We start from the raw sequence: 13,764 nt of genomic DNA on the forward strand, positions 1-13,764 counted from the left end.
CCGACGGCGTAGGTTGGGCCCATGGCGACGTCACCGGTGATCCTGCTGCTGTCGGGGAGCCTGCGCTCCGGCTCCACCAACGAGGCCGTCCTGCGCACCGCGCAGGCCGTGGCGCCGTCGGCGGGGGTGCGGGCGGTGCCCTACGACGGTCTCGCCGGCCTTCCGCACTTCAACCCCGATGACGACACCGACCCGCTCCCCGCGCCCGTGACCGGGCTCAGGGAGGCGATCGGCTCGGCGGCCGGGATCCTGATCTGTACGCCGGAGTACGCGGGGACGCTGCCGGGCTCGTTCAAGAACCTGCTCGACTGGACGGTCGGCGGCACCGAGATCTGCGACAAGCCGGTTGCCTGGGTCGGCGCGGCGGCCCAGGGGCGCGGCGGAGGCGCGGAGGCCACCCTGCGCACGGTCCTCGGCTACACCGGCGCCGACATCGTGGAGCGGGCCTGCGTGAAACTGCCGGTGGACCGGGGGATGCTCGGCGCGGACGGGACCGTCACCGACCCCGATTTCCGGCGGCGGGTCGGCGAGACCCTCGGCCTGCTGGCCGCGGCGGCCGACGCGCTGATGCGGCCGGGGACATGACACAGGCGCTCAACCTCTGGCGCCGGCAACTGGGTCACGTGCCCGAGTCGGTCTGGGCGCGCACCGAACTCCAGGTGCTGATCCTCGCTGACAACGGCCTCACGGACCTCCCGCCCGCCATCGGCGGACTCCACCGGCTGACCACACTGGACCTCGGTCACAACCGTCTCACCTCGGTACCGCCCGAACTCGGCGCCCTGACCGGCCTCACCGGCTTCCTCTACCTGCACGACAACGACCTCACCGAACTCCCCGACGCCCTCGGCGCCCTCACCCGGCTGCGCTATCTCAATGTCGGCGAGAACAAGCTCTCCGAGCTTCCGGACGCCGTCGGCCGGATGACCGGGCTGGTCGAACTCCGGGCCCAGCACAACCGGCTGACCACCCTGCCGGACGGCATCGGCCGCCTCCGCGCCCTGCGGGAACTCTGGCTCCGCGGCAACCAGCTCACCGGCCTGCCGCCGTCCCTCTCCGGCCTGCGCGAGCTGCGCCACCTGGAGCTGCGGGAGAACTCCCTCACCGAGCTCCCGGACGCCCTCGCGGGGCTGCCCCTCCTGCGCCACCTGGACCTGCGCGGCAACCACCTCACCCACCTGCCGGACTGGCTCACCGCCCTGCCCGCGCTGGAGAAGCTGGACCTGCGCTGGAACGCCTGCGATCCGTCGTCGCCGCTGGTGGGGGAGCTGGAGCGGCGGGGGTGCGTGGTCCTGTCGTAAGGCAGCACGGTTCAACCACTGAGAGATGAGGTGCAGTGACCCACGAAAGGCCCGGGACAGCGACCGGCGTGGTCATCCGATCCGCCGCCCCCCACCGACCTCGACACCGTCGCCACCTTCGAGGAGACCCCTCGCTCCGCCGCCGAGTGGGAGCAGCGGCGCCGTGAACTCGCCGGGGCGGGGCTGCCGTTCCTGGTCGCCGAGGTCTCGGGAGTGGTCGCCGGGTACGCGTACGCGACTCCGTGGCGGCCCCGGCCGGCCTACCGGTTCACCGTGGAGGACTCGATCTATCTCGCCCCGGACGCCACCGGGAAGGGGCTGGGCAGCGCGCTGCTGGGGCCGCTCGTCGAGGCGGCTGCCCGGGCCGGGAAGCGGCGGATGATCGCCGTGGTCGCGGACACCGGCAGCGACGCCTCCGTCGCCCTGCACCGGCGCTTCGGCTTCACGGACGCCGGGCGGCTGACCGCCGTGGGACACAAGCACAGCCGGTGGATCGACACCCAGCTGATGGAGAAGGAGCTGAAGGTGTAGCCCGCTGCACCCCCGACAGGGGAGCCTGCTCGACCGTCGTCCCGCACCCCCGTGACCTAGCCTTCCCGCATGGGAAAGACCATGCGGCGGGCCGTGCGGGCGACGGGGCATCTGCTGCTCGCCGCGGCGATGGCGTTCGGCGTGTGGATCTTCATCTGTGTGCTGCTGATCACCGCCGTCGGCACCCTCGTGCTGGTCGGCGCCTGGCTGCTGCCCGAGACGGTGCTGCTGATCCGGCGGATCGCGGGCGCCAAGAGGAAGACGACCGCCGCGTGGACCGGCGTGCGGATCCCCGAGGCCTACCAGCCCCTCACCGGCACGACCCGCGAGCGGTTCCGGACCGCCGTGCACGACCCCGGCACGCTCACCGACTTCCGCTGGATGGTCGCGTACTACCTCTACGGCGCCCTCCTCTTCCTCGCCCTCCCGCTGTGGCCGCTCGCGCTCGTCGTCGACGGGGTGTGGAGCGGGCTGCTGCGGCAGCAGCCCGTCGTCCTTCCGCTCATCGTGCGGATCGCCGACCTGGAGGCCGACTGGTCGACCTCGTTGCTCAAGCCGTCCCCGAAGGCGGTGCTGGCCCGCCGGGTCGAGGAGCTGGCCGCGACCCGCGCCGACGCGATCGCCGCGCACGGCGCCGAACTCCGCCGTATCGAACGGGACCTGCACGACGGCGCCCAGGCCCGCCTGGTCGCGCTGTCGATGCGGATCGGCCTGGCGAAACGGGCCTACGACCGTGATCCCGAGGCCGCGCGCAGACTGCTGGACGAGGCCCAGGACCAGGCCGAGCAGGCGCTGACCGAACTGCGCCAGGTCGTGCGCGGCATCCACCCGCCGATCCTCAGCGACCGCGGCCTCGTGGGCGCGGTGCGCGCACTGGCGGCGAGCAGCGGGCTGCGGGTGAGCATCGAGGACGAGGGGCTGGACGAGGGGGTGCGCGCGCCCGCCGCCGTCGAGGCCGCCGCCTACTTCGTGGTCGCCGAGTCCCTCACCAACGCCGCCAAACACAGTGGCTCACCCCGCGCCGAGGTACGGCTGACCCGCGCCCGGCGCGGACTGCGGGTGCGGGTGAGCGACGTCGAGGGGCGGGGCGGCGCCGACGAGGGCGGCGGCTCGGGGCTGCTCGGGATGCGGCGCCGGGTCGCCGCGCTGGACGGGACCGTGGACGTGTCGAGCCCCGCCGGGGGGCCGACCGTGATCGAAGTGGAGCTGCCGTGCGTGTGGTGATCGCCGAGGACAACGCCCTGCTGCGGGAGGGGCTGGTGCTGCTGCTGACGTCCGCCGGGCATGAGGTGGTGGCCGTCGCCGGGACCGGGCCCGAGATCATGCCTGCGCTGGTGGAACACCGGCCGGACATCGCCGTCCTGGACGTGCGGATGCCGCCGGGCTTCCGGGACGAGGGGCTGCGGGCCGCGCTGGAGGCCCGGCGGCAGCTCCCCGGCCTTCCGGTGCTGGTGCTCTCGCAGTACGTCGAGGAGTCCTACGCCGCCGAGCTGCTCGCCGGCGGCACCAGCGGGGTCGGCTATCTGCTCAAGGACCGGGTGGGCCGGGTCGACGAGTTCCTCGACGCGCTGGAACGGGTCGCCGGCGGGGGTACGGCCCTGGACCCCGAGGTCGTCACCGAGCTGCTCACCCGCCGCAAGGACACTCCGCTGGACTCGCTCACCCCGCGCGAGCGCGAGGTGCTGGAGCTGATGGCGGAGGGCCATGACAACGCGACCATCGCGAAGGCCCTCGTCGTCACCGAACGCGCCGTCCACAAGCACATCGGCAACGTCTTCCTGAAGCTCGGCCTGCCCCCGAGCGACAGCGGCCACCGCCGGGTGCTGGCGGTGCTGGCCTACCTCGCCCACACGCCCCCGAAGTAGCTATCCGACGCTCAACTCGCCCAGCGGCAGCGTGTGCTGGGTCTGGAGCACCTTGGCCCGCAGGTAGCGGACGTTGTGGGCGGTGGTGAAGACCCCGGTGGGCACCCGGTCGCGGACTTCGATGCCGAGGTCGCGCAGCTGGCCCGCCTTGTCGGGGTTGTTGGAGAGCAGGTCGAGCGACTCGATGCCCAGGGCCTTCAGCATCTGCGCGGCGGCCGTGTAGTCGCGGTCGTCCTCGGGCAGGCCCAGCGCGGTGTTCGCGGCGTAGGTGTCGAGACCCTGGTCCTGGAGGGCGTACGCGTCGAGCTTGTTGTAGAGACCGATGCCGCGGCCCTCCTGGCGGAGGTACAGCAGCACGCCGCCGCGTTCGGCGATGCGCTCGACCGCCTCGCGCAGCTGCGGGCCGCAGTCGCAGCGGGCGGAGCCGAAGACGTCGCCGGTGAGGCACTCGGAGTGCAGCCGGACCAGGGGGTTCGGGCCCGGCTCGCCGAGGACGACCGCCAGGTGTTCCTGGCCGTCGACCAGTCCGTGGAAGGTGACCAGCTCGGAGTCGACGCCGTAGCCGTCACCGAAGCGCAGAGGCACGCGGACACGGGAGCGCTGGGTCGCGGCGGGGATCTCGGTCATGCGGGTACTCCGGTCCGTAGACATATCTGCTTCAGATTTGAATCAGATCTACGGTTCGAGACCCTACCCCATGCTTTAAATTTGAAGCAACAGGATTATGGCGCTCGTCACGAACAGGACGGGGACGACCGCCGCCGCCACGGAACCTCGTCCCCCGTGTCCTCCTGGAGCCCGTCCGCGATCGCCCTGGAGATCTCCTCCAACTGCCCCACCTGCTCCGGGGTGAGCCGGTCGAAGAGAGCGGAGCGGACCGTGTCGACATGCCCCGGCGCCGCCCGCTCCACCTCCGCCATGCCCTCGTCGGTCAGCACGGCGATGCTGCCGCGCTTGTCCCAGCGGCAGCTCTCCCGCCCGACCAGCCCGTCCTTCTCCAGCCGGGTCACGGCGTAGGTGAGCCGGGGCCGGGTGATCTTCAGCCCCTCGGCGAGATCCGTCATCCGCAGCCGCCGCTCCGGCGCCTCGGAGAGAGTGGAGAGGATGGAGTAGTAAAGGTGCGGCATGCCGGCGTCCTGCTGGAGCTGCCGGTCGATCGCGTCCTCCAGGAGGTGCGCCGCGGCGATGTACGCGCGCCAAGCGCGCTGCTCCTCGGGAGTGAGCCAGCGAGTCGTCATACGGCCAGTGTAAGTTTGTTTCAAACTTGAACCAAGAGCCGCACGTCACAGCGAGAGGGACCGCTCCGATGCCGCACCCGTACGTCCTCCTCTCCGCCGCCGTCTCCCTCGACGGCTACCTCGACGACACCGGGCCCGACCGGCTCCTCCTCTCCTCCCCGGCCGACTTCGACCGCGTCGACGAGGTCCGCGCCTCCGTCGACGCGATCCTGATCGGCGCCGGCACCATCCGAGCCGACAACCCGCGCCTCTTGGTGAACTCCGCGGAGCGCCGCGCGGCCCGGGTGGCGGCCGGCAAGCCGGAGTACCCCCTGAAGGTCACGGTCAGCGGCTCGGGCGACCTCGACCCGGAAGCGAGGTTCTGGCACACGGGCGGCGACAAGCTCGTCTATACGACGGACCAGGGCGCCCAGCGTGCCAAGGCGCACGGCCTCGCCGCCGAGGTGGTCGCGCTCGGCCCCGACGTCGACTGGCACCGCCTCCTCACCGACCTCGCCGCAAGGGGCGTGGACCGCCTCATGGTCGAGGGCGGCGGCCGTATCCACACCCAGCTCCTCCAGCAGGGCCTCGCCGACGAACTCCAGCTGGTCCTCGCCCCGCTGTTCGTCGGCACCCCGGAGGCCCCCCGCCTCTTCGGCCCGGGCGGCTACCAGGACGGACGCCTGCGGCTGGTGGAGACCCGGCAGATCGAGGACGTGGTCCTCATGCGCTACGAGCCCACGGCCCCCGGCACCGGTCCGCTCGCCACGCCCGCCGACCACCACTGGCTCCGCCTCGCCTGCGAACTGGCGGCCCTCTGCCCGCCCTCGCGGACCGCCTTCAGCGTCGGCGCGGTCGTGGTCGCCGCCGACGGCACGGAACTCGCCCGCGGGTATTCGAGGGAGGGCGCCGACCCCGTCGTACACGCGGAGGAGGCCGCTCTGGCGAAGATCGCCGCGGACGACCTCCGGCTGGCGTCGGCGACGGTCTACAGCAGCCTCGAACCGTGCGCCCGCCGCGCCTCCCGTCCGGCACCCTGCGCCCGGCTGATCCTCGACGCCGGGGTGCGGCGCGTGGTGACGACCTGGCGGGAGCCCGACACGTTCGTGACGGCGGCGGACGGGAACGGGTTGCTGGCGGCGGCGGGCGTGGACGTCGTCGTGGTCCCGGAGTACGAGGAGCGGGCGAAGGCGCCGAACAGGCACCTGCTGTCATAGCGTCAGCCGACCGATCGGCCCAACAGATCCTGCGCCCCCGCACCCCCCGGGCCACGCTTCCCCTATGAGGCCCCGACTCACCGCCGCTCTCCTGCTGGTCCCCCTCCTCGCCACCGCCTGCGGGACGACCGGCGCCGACACCCGCACCATGGCCCGCGCCCTCCCCGCGGACGCCGCCTTCACCCACCCCGGTGTCCTCGTCAGCGAGGCGCAGTTGGCGGCCGTGAAGAAGAACGTCACCGCCGGGAAGCAGCCGTGGCTGAAGGCGTACTTCGGGATGCGGGACAGCAAGTACGGGGCGTACAAGTACCAGCCCGAGCCGTACGCGAGTGTCGACTGCCCCGGTGGTGACCATGCCGACCGGCCCGCGCACGGCTGTGTCGAGGAGCGCGAGGACGCGATCGCCGCCTACACCCAGGCCCTTCTCTTCCGGATCACCGGCAAGCGGCAGCACGCCCTGAAGGCCAGGGAGATCCTGGACGCGTGGTCGGCGAAGATGCGTCGGCACACCGAGGAGGACGCCGGGCTTCAGACCGGGTGGGCCGGGTCGACCTGGGCGCGGGCCGCCGAGATCGTCCGGCACAGCCCCGGCGCGGGCTGGCCGGCGGACCGGGTGGCGCGGTTCGAGACCATGCTGCGCACGGCGTATCTGCCGACCGTGACCCGCAAGGTCCCCGACTACAACGGCAACTGGGACCTCGTGATGACCGACGCGGCCATCGGGATCGCCGTCTTCCTGGAGGACCGCAAGGCCTTCGACCACGCCCTCGAACGGTTCCGGGAGCGCGTGCCCGCCTACTTCTACCTGGCGAAGGACGGCACGCTGCCCCTCACCCCCAAGGGGTCGAGCGTCACCACACCGCAGAAGCTGACGGCGTACTGGTTCGGGCAGAGGACGTACAAGGACGGCATGTCCCAGGAGACCTGCCGCAACTTCAAGCACGTCGGCTACTCCATCGCCGCCACCGCCCACATCGCCGAGACGGCCTGGCACCAGGGGATCAACCTCTACGGCGAGATCAAGGACCGGCTGAAGAGCACCCTCGCCTTCCATGCCCGCTACCAGGCCGGCGAGTCCGCGCCCGCGTGGCTGTGCGGCGGGAAGGTGGACCGGACCATGGGCCCGGACCTGGAGGTCGCCCTCAACCACCTGGAGGGCCGCCTCGGCCTCTCCGTCCCGGCGGCCCGCAAACTCGCCGAGGAGACCCGCCCGGCGGGCACCGACAACCTCTTCGTCTCCTGGGAGACCGTGACCCACGCGGGCAATCCGGCCGCCTGAAAAAGCAGGTCAGCAGCGTCGAGGAGCAAGGCGTGCGCGAGCAGCCCCGCGGATGGCGTACTATTGAGTCATCGCCGCGGGGTGGAGCAGCTCGGTAGCTCGCTGGGCTCATAACCCAGAGGTCGCAGGTTCAAATCCTGTCCCCGCTACTGATGGCTCAGGGCCGGAATCCAGTCAATGGATTCCGGCCCTGAGTCGTTTTCCTGGCCGTCACGGTGGTTGTCACGGCGGGTGATCGTGCGACCCCCCTCCGCATAACAACTGACAAACCGTCAGCACCTGTGTGTTTCCTGAGACCGGGTCAACTCGCCCGTTTTTCACCGGTCATGACCCCTACGTCCTGCTGAAAAAGGTTAATGATCAAGCGGAACAGCTTGGAATCAGCACCCCGGGTCTATTAACGTTCGATAACGCAGCGCGGTCGTCCCAGCCGTCACAAGAGTCGGCTCCGTGCGCACGCGCCGAATCCCGCAAGGGAACCGGGGAACCACCAACTTGGGGTGAATCACGCGTAAGTCGCCGTGGCCACGCGGCGGTTATACGCGCGTAGGAGACCTTCCTGCTCCGAACCCGTCAGCTAACCCGGTAGGCGAGAAGGAAGGAAAGGAGCACGCCCACGTGGCGTCAAACCCGCCTGCCCCCGAGGCCCCGTATGTGCCGAGCCAGCGCAGCACCGATGCCTTCGGCTACGGCAGCTACCACCATGACGAGGGTGCGCAGGAGGTCTGGAATCCCACCGAGGACTCCCTCCGGCCGGCTCGCGGCAAGCACCGGGTGGCCAAGCAGCGCGGCGGGGGACTCGCCCGCAGCTCCACCGTCCTGGGCGTCGGTGTCATAGCCGCCGTCGGCGCGGGCGGCATGGCCAGCGCCAACACCGGCAAGTCGCCGGTCTCCATCTCGATGCCCGACCTGCCCTCCGTGGGCGGTGTCTTCGGCGGTGACGACGAGGCCCCCAAGGGTTCCGCCACCGCGCTCAGCAGCCTGGCCACCAGCAGCACGGAGACCGCCGAGAGCGGCTCGGACGCCGGTGAGGCGCTGCGCAACCGGATCATGGCGCAGGCCGAGAGCCAGCAGAACCAGGTCGACAACAAGGTCCAGCTCGCCGCCGAGGCCGAGGTCGCCGAGCAGTCCGCGAAGGCCGAGGCCGCCGCGCTGAAGCAGGCCGCCGACGACGCCGCCGAGGCGAAGAAGGCCGCCGAGGAGAAGGCCGCGAAGGAGGCCGAGGCCAAGCGTCTCGCCGAGCTCGCCAAGCAGTTCACGCTGCCGACCTCCTCGTACACGATCACCTCGACCTTCGGTCAGGCCGGTTCGCTCTGGTCCTCCGGCTACCACACCGGTCTCGACTTCGCGGCGCCCACGGGCACGCTGATCAAGGCCATCCACAGCGGCACCATCACAGAGGCCGGCTGGGCCGGCTCCTACGGCTACCGCACGATCCTCACCCTCGACGACGGCACCGAGCTGTGGTTCTGCCACCAGTCCTCGATCAGCGTCAGCGTCGGCCAGAAGGTCAGCACCGGTGATGTGATCGGACGCGTGGGCGCGACCGGCAACGTGACCGGGGCCCATCTGCACCTGGAGGTCCACCCCGGCGGGGCGGACACCGGCATCGACCCGATGGCGTGGCTGCGCAGCAAGGGCCTCACTCCCTGAGGCGGTTCCCCTTCTGAACCCCGGCGGTCCTGACGCTCACCCCCCGACGTCAGGGCTGCCGGTTTCCCGCGTCCGGAATACCGGCTTCCGGTGCGGGCGTTGATCCCCTACATGACTTCTCTTCGCAAGCTGGGCACGTCCGACCTCGAGGTCTTCCCGCTCTCCCTCGGCGGCAACGTCTTCGGCTGGACCGCCGACGAGGCGCAGTCCTTCGCCGTCCTCGACGCCTACGCCGCCGCGGGCGGCAACTTCGTCGACACCGCCGACTCCTACTCGGCATGGGTGGAGGGCAACTCGGGCGGCGAGTCCGAGACGATCATCGGCAGGTGGCTCAAGGCGCGCGGCAACCGCGAGGACGTCGTGATCGCCACGAAGGTCAGCCAGCACCCGGAGTTCCAGGGCCTGACGGCCGCCAACATCAAGGCCGCCGCGGACGCCTCCCTGCGCCGCCTGGGCACCGACCACATCGACCTCTACTACACCCACTTCGACAAGCCCGAAGTGCCGGTCGAGGAGATCATCGGCGCGCTGGACGAACTGGTCAGGGCGGGCAAGGTGCGGCACATCGCCGCCTCCAACATCTCGGCCGAGCGGCTGGAGAAGTCGCTGGCCTTCTCCGAGCGCGAGGGCCTGGCCCGCTACGTGGCACTCCAGCCGCACTACAACCTGGTCTCGCGTGACACCTACGAGGGTGAGCTCCAGGACCTGGCGGAGCGCACCGGCCTCGCCGCTGTCCCGTACTTCTCGCTCGCGTCCGGGTTCCTCACCGGCAAGTACCGCGAGGGCGAGGTGGTGGAGGGCGCCCGGGCGGCGGGCGCCGGCAAGCACCTGGAGACCGAGCGGGGCCGCGCGGTGCTCGCCGCCCTCGACGACATCGCCGAGGCCCACCGCGTGCCGGTCGCCACGATCGCCCTGGCCTGGCTCGCCGCCCAGCCGACGGTGGCGGCCCCGATCGCCTCGGCGCGGGTGGCGGAGCAGCTGCCGGCGCTGCTGCGGGTGGCGGAGGTGACGCTCACGGACGCGGAGGTGGAGCGGCTCACGCAGGCGTCGGCGTAGGACTGCCGGTCGCGCGTTCTACGACTGGTACGGGTTGTAGGCGGGGTACGCCGCCTGGGGGTAAGCCGCCTGGGAGTACGGGGCCGTCTGCTGCCCGTACCCGTACACCCCGTGCATCGGCCACGGCGCCGCCACCACCGGGACCGGCGGTGCCGTCATCCGGGCGGCGTGGTCCAGCGCGGGGCGGGCGACCTCGCGCCGGGCCCACAGCTCGTGCAGCAACTCCCGCTCCCGTACGACGAAGTCGGCGCCGGCGCGGCCACGGCGCCCGCGGTGCCGCAGGAACGCGAGGGACGTCGCGTACGCCTCGTACTGCGCCACCGCGCGCGCCGCGGGCCGTCCGGCGTGGTGGCGGGCGTACTGGCGGGCGATGCGGCGCGCCCGCATCGAGCCGAGCGCGAAGGGTTCGGCGGGGGTGAGCCAGCCGGTCACGGCGTAGGCGGGCAGCTCCTCGCGGACGGTCCGCAGCTCGCGCTGCCGGGTCCAGATGACCAGCCAGGTCAGCAGCCCGAACGCGGGGAGCATGAAGGCCGCGTAGACGGCGAAGAAGCCGTACTCCCCGAAGGTGGACGAGCCGTTCCAGACGGCGTGCATGCCCATCGCCAGCAGCAGGCCGGAGAGGGGGAGGAGGACCCGGCGGACGTGCTGCCGGTCGGCGGACAGGGCCGCGATGCCGAAGCCGATTCCCGTGAGCACCGTGAACAGGGGGTGCGCGAACGGGGACATGATGACGCGCACGAAGAAGGTCGCGGCGGTCACGGACGCGATGCCGCGGTCGCCGGTGAGCTGGTCGGTGCCGAAGGCGGTGCCGAGGTAGAGGATGTTCTCGGTGAACGCGAAGCCGGTGGCGGTGACCCCGGCTATCACCACGCCGTCGACGATCCCGGTGAAGTCCCGTCTGCGGAAGAGGAAGACGAGGAGGATCGCGGCGGCCTTGGCCGACTCCTCGACGACCGGCGCTATCACGGTCGCGCCGAGGGTGTCCGCGCTCGACGGGTCGGCCGTCGCCGTCGCTATCCATTTCGTCGCGAAGCTGTTGGCGACGATCGCTATCAGCGCCGCCGCGCAGGCGCCCCAGGCGAAGCAGAACAGCAGATTGCGCCAGGGGCCCGGTTCGACCCGGTCCAGCCAGCGGAACGCGGCTATCAGCAGCGGCACCGGCAGGATCGCGAGGCCGAGGCCGACGAGGAAGCCCTCGGTGCCGGTCTGTTCGCGCACCAGGGCGAGGATGACGAGCCCGGACAGCGCCAGCAGGGTGCTCAGCGCGCCGTACCGCACCCACTTCCGCTGCCACCAGTGTGCGTGCCGCAGCGCACCGCCGGCGGGGCCGGTGGGAGGGTGCGTCGGGTACGGGGGAAAGGTGGCCACGGCATCGACCTTAACGAGGGGGTGGCTGCGGTGCTTGTGTCTGTTGCTTCTCTGTCGCTTCTCTATCGCTGTACGCGGCGGAACAGCAGGTCGTTCACGACATGTCCCTTGTCCAGTCCCTGGCCCTCGAAACGGGTCAGCGGCCGGTAGTCGGGACGCGGCGCAAAACCGCCGTCCGCCTGGGTGTTCTCGAAGTCCGGGTGCGCCGTGAGCACCTCAAGCATCTGTTCGGCGTACGGCTCCCAGTCGGTCGCACAGTGCACGATCGCACCCGGCCTGAGGCGGGTCGCGGCGAGGCTGAGGAACTCCGGCTGGATCAGCCGCCGCTTGTGGTGCCGCTTCTTCGGCCACGGGTCGGGGAAGTAGACGCGCAGTCCGTCGAGGGAGTCGGGGGCGAGCATCTCGCGCAGCAGGATGATCGCGTCGCCGTTGCCGACCCGGATGTTGGGCAGGCCGCCCTGGTCGGCGAGGGCCAGCAGATTGCCCTGGCCGGGGGTGTGCACGTCGACGGCGAGGATGTTGGTGCCGGGGTCGGCGGCGGCCATCCGCGCGGTGGCCTCACCCATGCCGAACCCGATCTCCAGGACGACGGGGTTGGCGTTGCCGAACAACTCGCCGAAGTCGATGACCTGCTGCCCGTCGATGTCCAGTCCCCACTTGGGCCACAGCCGCTGCAACGCGTCGGCCTGCCCGGCGGTCACCCGGCTGCGCCGCGGCTGAAAACTCCGGATCCGCCGCTCGAAGTGCGACCCGGCGGGATCAGCCTTCGGACCGTCGGGGAACCGGGGCTCCCCCTTGGCCCGGGTGTGCCGAACGGGCACACCGGGGGTGTGAGGGGGCTGGGACGCGTCGGGGGCGTTGCGGGAGTCAGACACAGTGGGGTCGATTTTACGTGCGTCGCCGCCCTCCCCGCCGCTTCCTGGCTGCGGCAGCCGTCCATCCGCTGAGCTGCGGGCAGTCGTGCCGCTGGGGCGGCACCCGGCCCAAAGACAGGCGGCACCCCGCCGGCCGAGCGAAACCCACCCCCGCCCAGCCCCCACCCCGCTCAACCCTCGCCCAGCGCGGCCAACGCCCGCCGAGCCACCTCCCGCCCGATCGGCAGCGAGGCCGTCGCCGCAGGCGAAGGCGCGTTCAGCACATGCACCGTCCGCGCCCCCTCCTTGATCAGGAAGTCGTCGACCAGCGTCCCGTCCCGCAGCACGGCCTGCGCCCGCACCCCCGCCGCCGTCGGCACAAGATCGTCCTCCCGCACGACGGGCAGCAGCCGCCGCACCGCCCCGGTGAACGCCGCCTTGGACACCGACCGCCGCAGCTCCCCGGCCCCGTACCGCCAGTGCCGCCGCGCTATGCGCCACGACCCCGGCCACGCGAGCGTCGCGCCCAGCTCCCGCGGCCGTACGACACCCCACCCGTACCCCTCCCGGGCGAGCGCCGGCACCGCGTTGGGGCCAATGTGCACGCCCCCGTCGATCCCGCGCGTGAGGTGCACGCCGAGGAACGGGAACGCCGGGTCCGGCACCGGATACACCAGCCCCCGCACCAGCTCGGGGCGCGCCAGCTCGTAGTACTCGCCGCGGAACGGCACGATCCGCATCTCCGGGTCGTCCCCGGCCAGCCGCGCCACCTCGTCGCAGTGCAGTCCGGCGCAGTTCACCAGCACGCGCGCGCGCACCACGTCCCCGGCGGCGGTGCGTACGGCGACCCCCAGCTCGGGGCGCCGGTCGATCCGCTCGACCCGGGCGCCGTACCGGATCTCCGCCCCGGACGCCTCCGCGAGCTGCCGGGCGACGCCGACGAAGTCGCACACGCCGGTGGTGCCGACGTGTATGGCGGCGAGGCCCTCCACCTCCGGCTCGTACTCCGCGATCTGGGCGGCGCCCAGCTCCCGGACCGGAATGCCGTTCTCCCGGCCGCGCTGCACCAGGCCGTGCAGCCGCGGCAGCTCGTCCCGCTCGGTCGCGACGATCAGCTTTCCGGTGACGGCGTGCGCGATGCCGTACTCCGCGCAGAACTTCACCATCTCCGCGGCGCCCTTCACCGCGTACCGCGCCTTCAAAGAACCCGGGCGGTAGTAGATGCCGCTGTGGATGACCCCGCTGTTGCGCCCCGTCTGATGCCGGGCGGGCCCGGCCTCCTTCTCCAGCACGGTCACCCGCGTCCCGGGCGCGGCACGCGTGATCGCGAACGCCGTGGACAACCCGACGATGCCTCCGCCGACCACGAGCACGTCACAGTCGTAAGCGACCGCTGAACGCATGTGCACCACCTCCCACCTCG

General features: G+C 71.7%; 13 protein-coding genes, 1 tRNA gene, 1 pseudogene and 1 riboswitch. Of the genes and pseudogenes, 10 read left to right on the top strand and 5 right to left on the bottom strand.

Annotation, left to right across the window (positions count from 1 at the left end):
* Positions 1–21: 21 nt before the first annotated feature.
* The 5 genes and pseudogenes from OG866_RS23245 (at position 22) to OG866_RS23265 (ending at position 3,697) form a co-directional block, all read left to right on the top strand.
* On the top strand, positions 22–585 hold the full coding sequence (locus tag OG866_RS23245; RefSeq protein WP_329337426.1) for an NADPH-dependent FMN reductase: 564 nt from the start codon (positions 22–24) through the stop codon (positions 583–585).
* Complete coding sequence (locus tag OG866_RS23250) at positions 582–1,301, top strand: leucine-rich repeat domain-containing protein (RefSeq protein ID WP_329337427.1); 720 nt, start codon at positions 582–584, stop codon at positions 1,299–1,301. Before OG866_RS23245 ends, OG866_RS23250 begins: the two co-directional genes overlap by 4 nt.
* Positions 1,302–1,400: 99 nt before the next feature.
* Positions 1,401–1,832, top strand: a pseudogene (locus OG866_RS23255) (GNAT family N-acetyltransferase); the annotation flags it as partial.
* Positions 1,833–1,901: 69 nt separating this feature from the next.
* Entirely contained in the window at positions 1,902–3,056 is a 1,155-nt protein-coding gene (locus OG866_RS23260; RefSeq protein WP_329337428.1) for a sensor histidine kinase, read from the top strand.
* Positions 3,044–3,697: a response regulator transcription factor gene (locus OG866_RS23265; RefSeq protein ID WP_329337430.1), complete on the top strand. Its 654-nt coding sequence runs from the start codon at positions 3,044–3,046 to the stop codon at positions 3,695–3,697. Before OG866_RS23260 ends, OG866_RS23265 begins: the two co-directional genes overlap by 13 nt.
* On the opposite strand, the gene OG866_RS23270 is transcribed toward OG866_RS23265, so the two are convergent.
* Both OG866_RS23270 and OG866_RS23275 read right to left on the bottom strand, forming a co-directional pair.
* Positions 3,698–4,324 carry a GTP cyclohydrolase II gene (locus OG866_RS23270; RefSeq protein WP_329337432.1) on the bottom strand — a complete coding sequence of 209 codons (627 nt, stop codon included), beginning with the start codon at positions 4,322–4,324 and terminating at the stop codon, positions 3,698–3,700.
* A gap of 107 nt (positions 4,325–4,431) precedes the next feature.
* Positions 4,432–4,935, bottom strand: coding sequence for a MarR family winged helix-turn-helix transcriptional regulator (locus tag OG866_RS23275; RefSeq protein ID WP_329337434.1), 504 nt, complete (start codon positions 4,933–4,935; stop codon positions 4,432–4,434).
* A 68-nt stretch (positions 4,936–5,003) separates the two neighbouring features.
* Between OG866_RS23275 and OG866_RS23280 the strand changes: the two genes are divergently transcribed.
* From OG866_RS23280 to OG866_RS23300, 5 genes are all read left to right on the top strand, one after another.
* Entirely contained in the window at positions 5,004–6,131 is a 1,128-nt protein-coding gene (locus OG866_RS23280) for a dihydrofolate reductase family protein (protein WP_329337435.1), read from the top strand.
* Between the two features lie 64 nt (positions 6,132–6,195).
* The gene (locus OG866_RS23285; RefSeq protein ID WP_329337436.1) at positions 6,196–7,410 is read left to right on the top strand and encodes an alginate lyase family protein; all 1,215 of its coding nucleotides are present in this window, start codon (positions 6,196–6,198) and stop codon (positions 7,408–7,410) included.
* 75 nt (positions 7,411–7,485) lie between these two features.
* Positions 7,486–7,559: transfer RNA gene (locus OG866_RS23290), tRNA-Met, on the top strand.
* Positions 7,560–7,859: 300 nt separating this feature from the next.
* Positions 7,860–8,017, top strand: a riboswitch (cyclic di-AMP (ydaO/yuaA leader).
* Positions 8,018–8,028: 11 nt separating this feature from the next.
* Positions 8,029–9,063, top strand: a complete 1,035-nt coding sequence (locus OG866_RS23295; protein WP_329337437.1) for a M23 family metallopeptidase — start codon at positions 8,029–8,031, stop codon at positions 9,061–9,063.
* 111 nt (positions 9,064–9,174) lie between these two features.
* Positions 9,175–10,119 carry an aldo/keto reductase gene (locus OG866_RS23300; protein ID WP_329337438.1) on the top strand — a complete coding sequence of 315 codons (945 nt, stop codon included), beginning with the start codon at positions 9,175–9,177 and terminating at the stop codon, positions 10,117–10,119.
* Positions 10,120–10,137: 18 nt separating this feature from the next.
* Here OG866_RS23300 and OG866_RS23305 read toward each other — a convergent pair whose 3' ends face one another.
* From OG866_RS23305 to lhgO, 3 genes are all read right to left on the bottom strand, one after another.
* A complete protein-coding gene (locus tag OG866_RS23305; RefSeq protein ID WP_329337440.1) occupies positions 10,138–11,487 on the bottom strand; it encodes a PrsW family intramembrane metalloprotease in 1,350 nt (449 codons plus the stop codon).
* Between the two features lie 62 nt (positions 11,488–11,549).
* Positions 11,550–12,362 carry a tRNA (guanosine(46)-N7)-methyltransferase TrmB gene (trmB, locus tag OG866_RS23310; protein ID WP_329337441.1) on the bottom strand — a complete coding sequence of 271 codons (813 nt, stop codon included), beginning with the start codon at positions 12,360–12,362 and terminating at the stop codon, positions 11,550–11,552.
* 170 nt (positions 12,363–12,532) lie between these two features.
* Complete coding sequence (lhgO, locus tag OG866_RS23315; RefSeq protein ID WP_329337443.1) at positions 12,533–13,744, bottom strand: L-2-hydroxyglutarate oxidase; 1,212 nt, start codon at positions 13,742–13,744, stop codon at positions 12,533–12,535.
* Positions 13,745–13,764: the final 20 nt, after the last annotated feature.

The sequence above is a fragment of the Streptomyces sp. NBC_00663 genome (assembly GCF_036226885.1).
In the GTDB taxonomy this organism is placed as follows: Bacteria; Actinomycetota; Actinomycetes; order Streptomycetales; family Streptomycetaceae; genus Streptomyces.

Bases quoted from the DNA above. Each gene is read 5' to 3' on its own strand.
- OG866_RS23245 (WP_329337426.1), top strand. From the start codon at position 22: ATGGCGACGTCACCGGTGATCCTGCTGCTGTCGGGGAGCCTGCGCTCC.
- OG866_RS23250 (WP_329337427.1), top strand. From the start codon at position 582: ATGACACAGGCGCTCAACCTCTGGCGCCGGCAACTGGGTCACGTGCCC.
- OG866_RS23260 (WP_329337428.1), top strand. From the start codon at position 1,902: ATGGGAAAGACCATGCGGCGGGCCGTGCGGGCGACGGGGCATCTGCTG.
- OG866_RS23270 (WP_329337432.1), bottom strand. From the start codon at position 4,324: ATGACCGAGATCCCCGCCGCGACCCAGCGCTCCCGTGTCCGCGTGCCT.
- OG866_RS23275 (WP_329337434.1), bottom strand. From the start codon at position 4,935: ATGACGACTCGCTGGCTCACTCCCGAGGAGCAGCGCGCTTGGCGCGCG.
- OG866_RS23280 (WP_329337435.1), top strand. From the start codon at position 5,004: ATGCCGCACCCGTACGTCCTCCTCTCCGCCGCCGTCTCCCTCGACGGC.
- OG866_RS23285 (WP_329337436.1), top strand. From the start codon at position 6,196: ATGAGGCCCCGACTCACCGCCGCTCTCCTGCTGGTCCCCCTCCTCGCC.
- OG866_RS23300 (WP_329337438.1), top strand. From the start codon at position 9,175: ATGACTTCTCTTCGCAAGCTGGGCACGTCCGACCTCGAGGTCTTCCCG.
- lhgO (WP_329337443.1), bottom strand. From the start codon at position 13,744: ATGCGTTCAGCGGTCGCTTACGACTGTGACGTGCTCGTGGTCGGCGGA.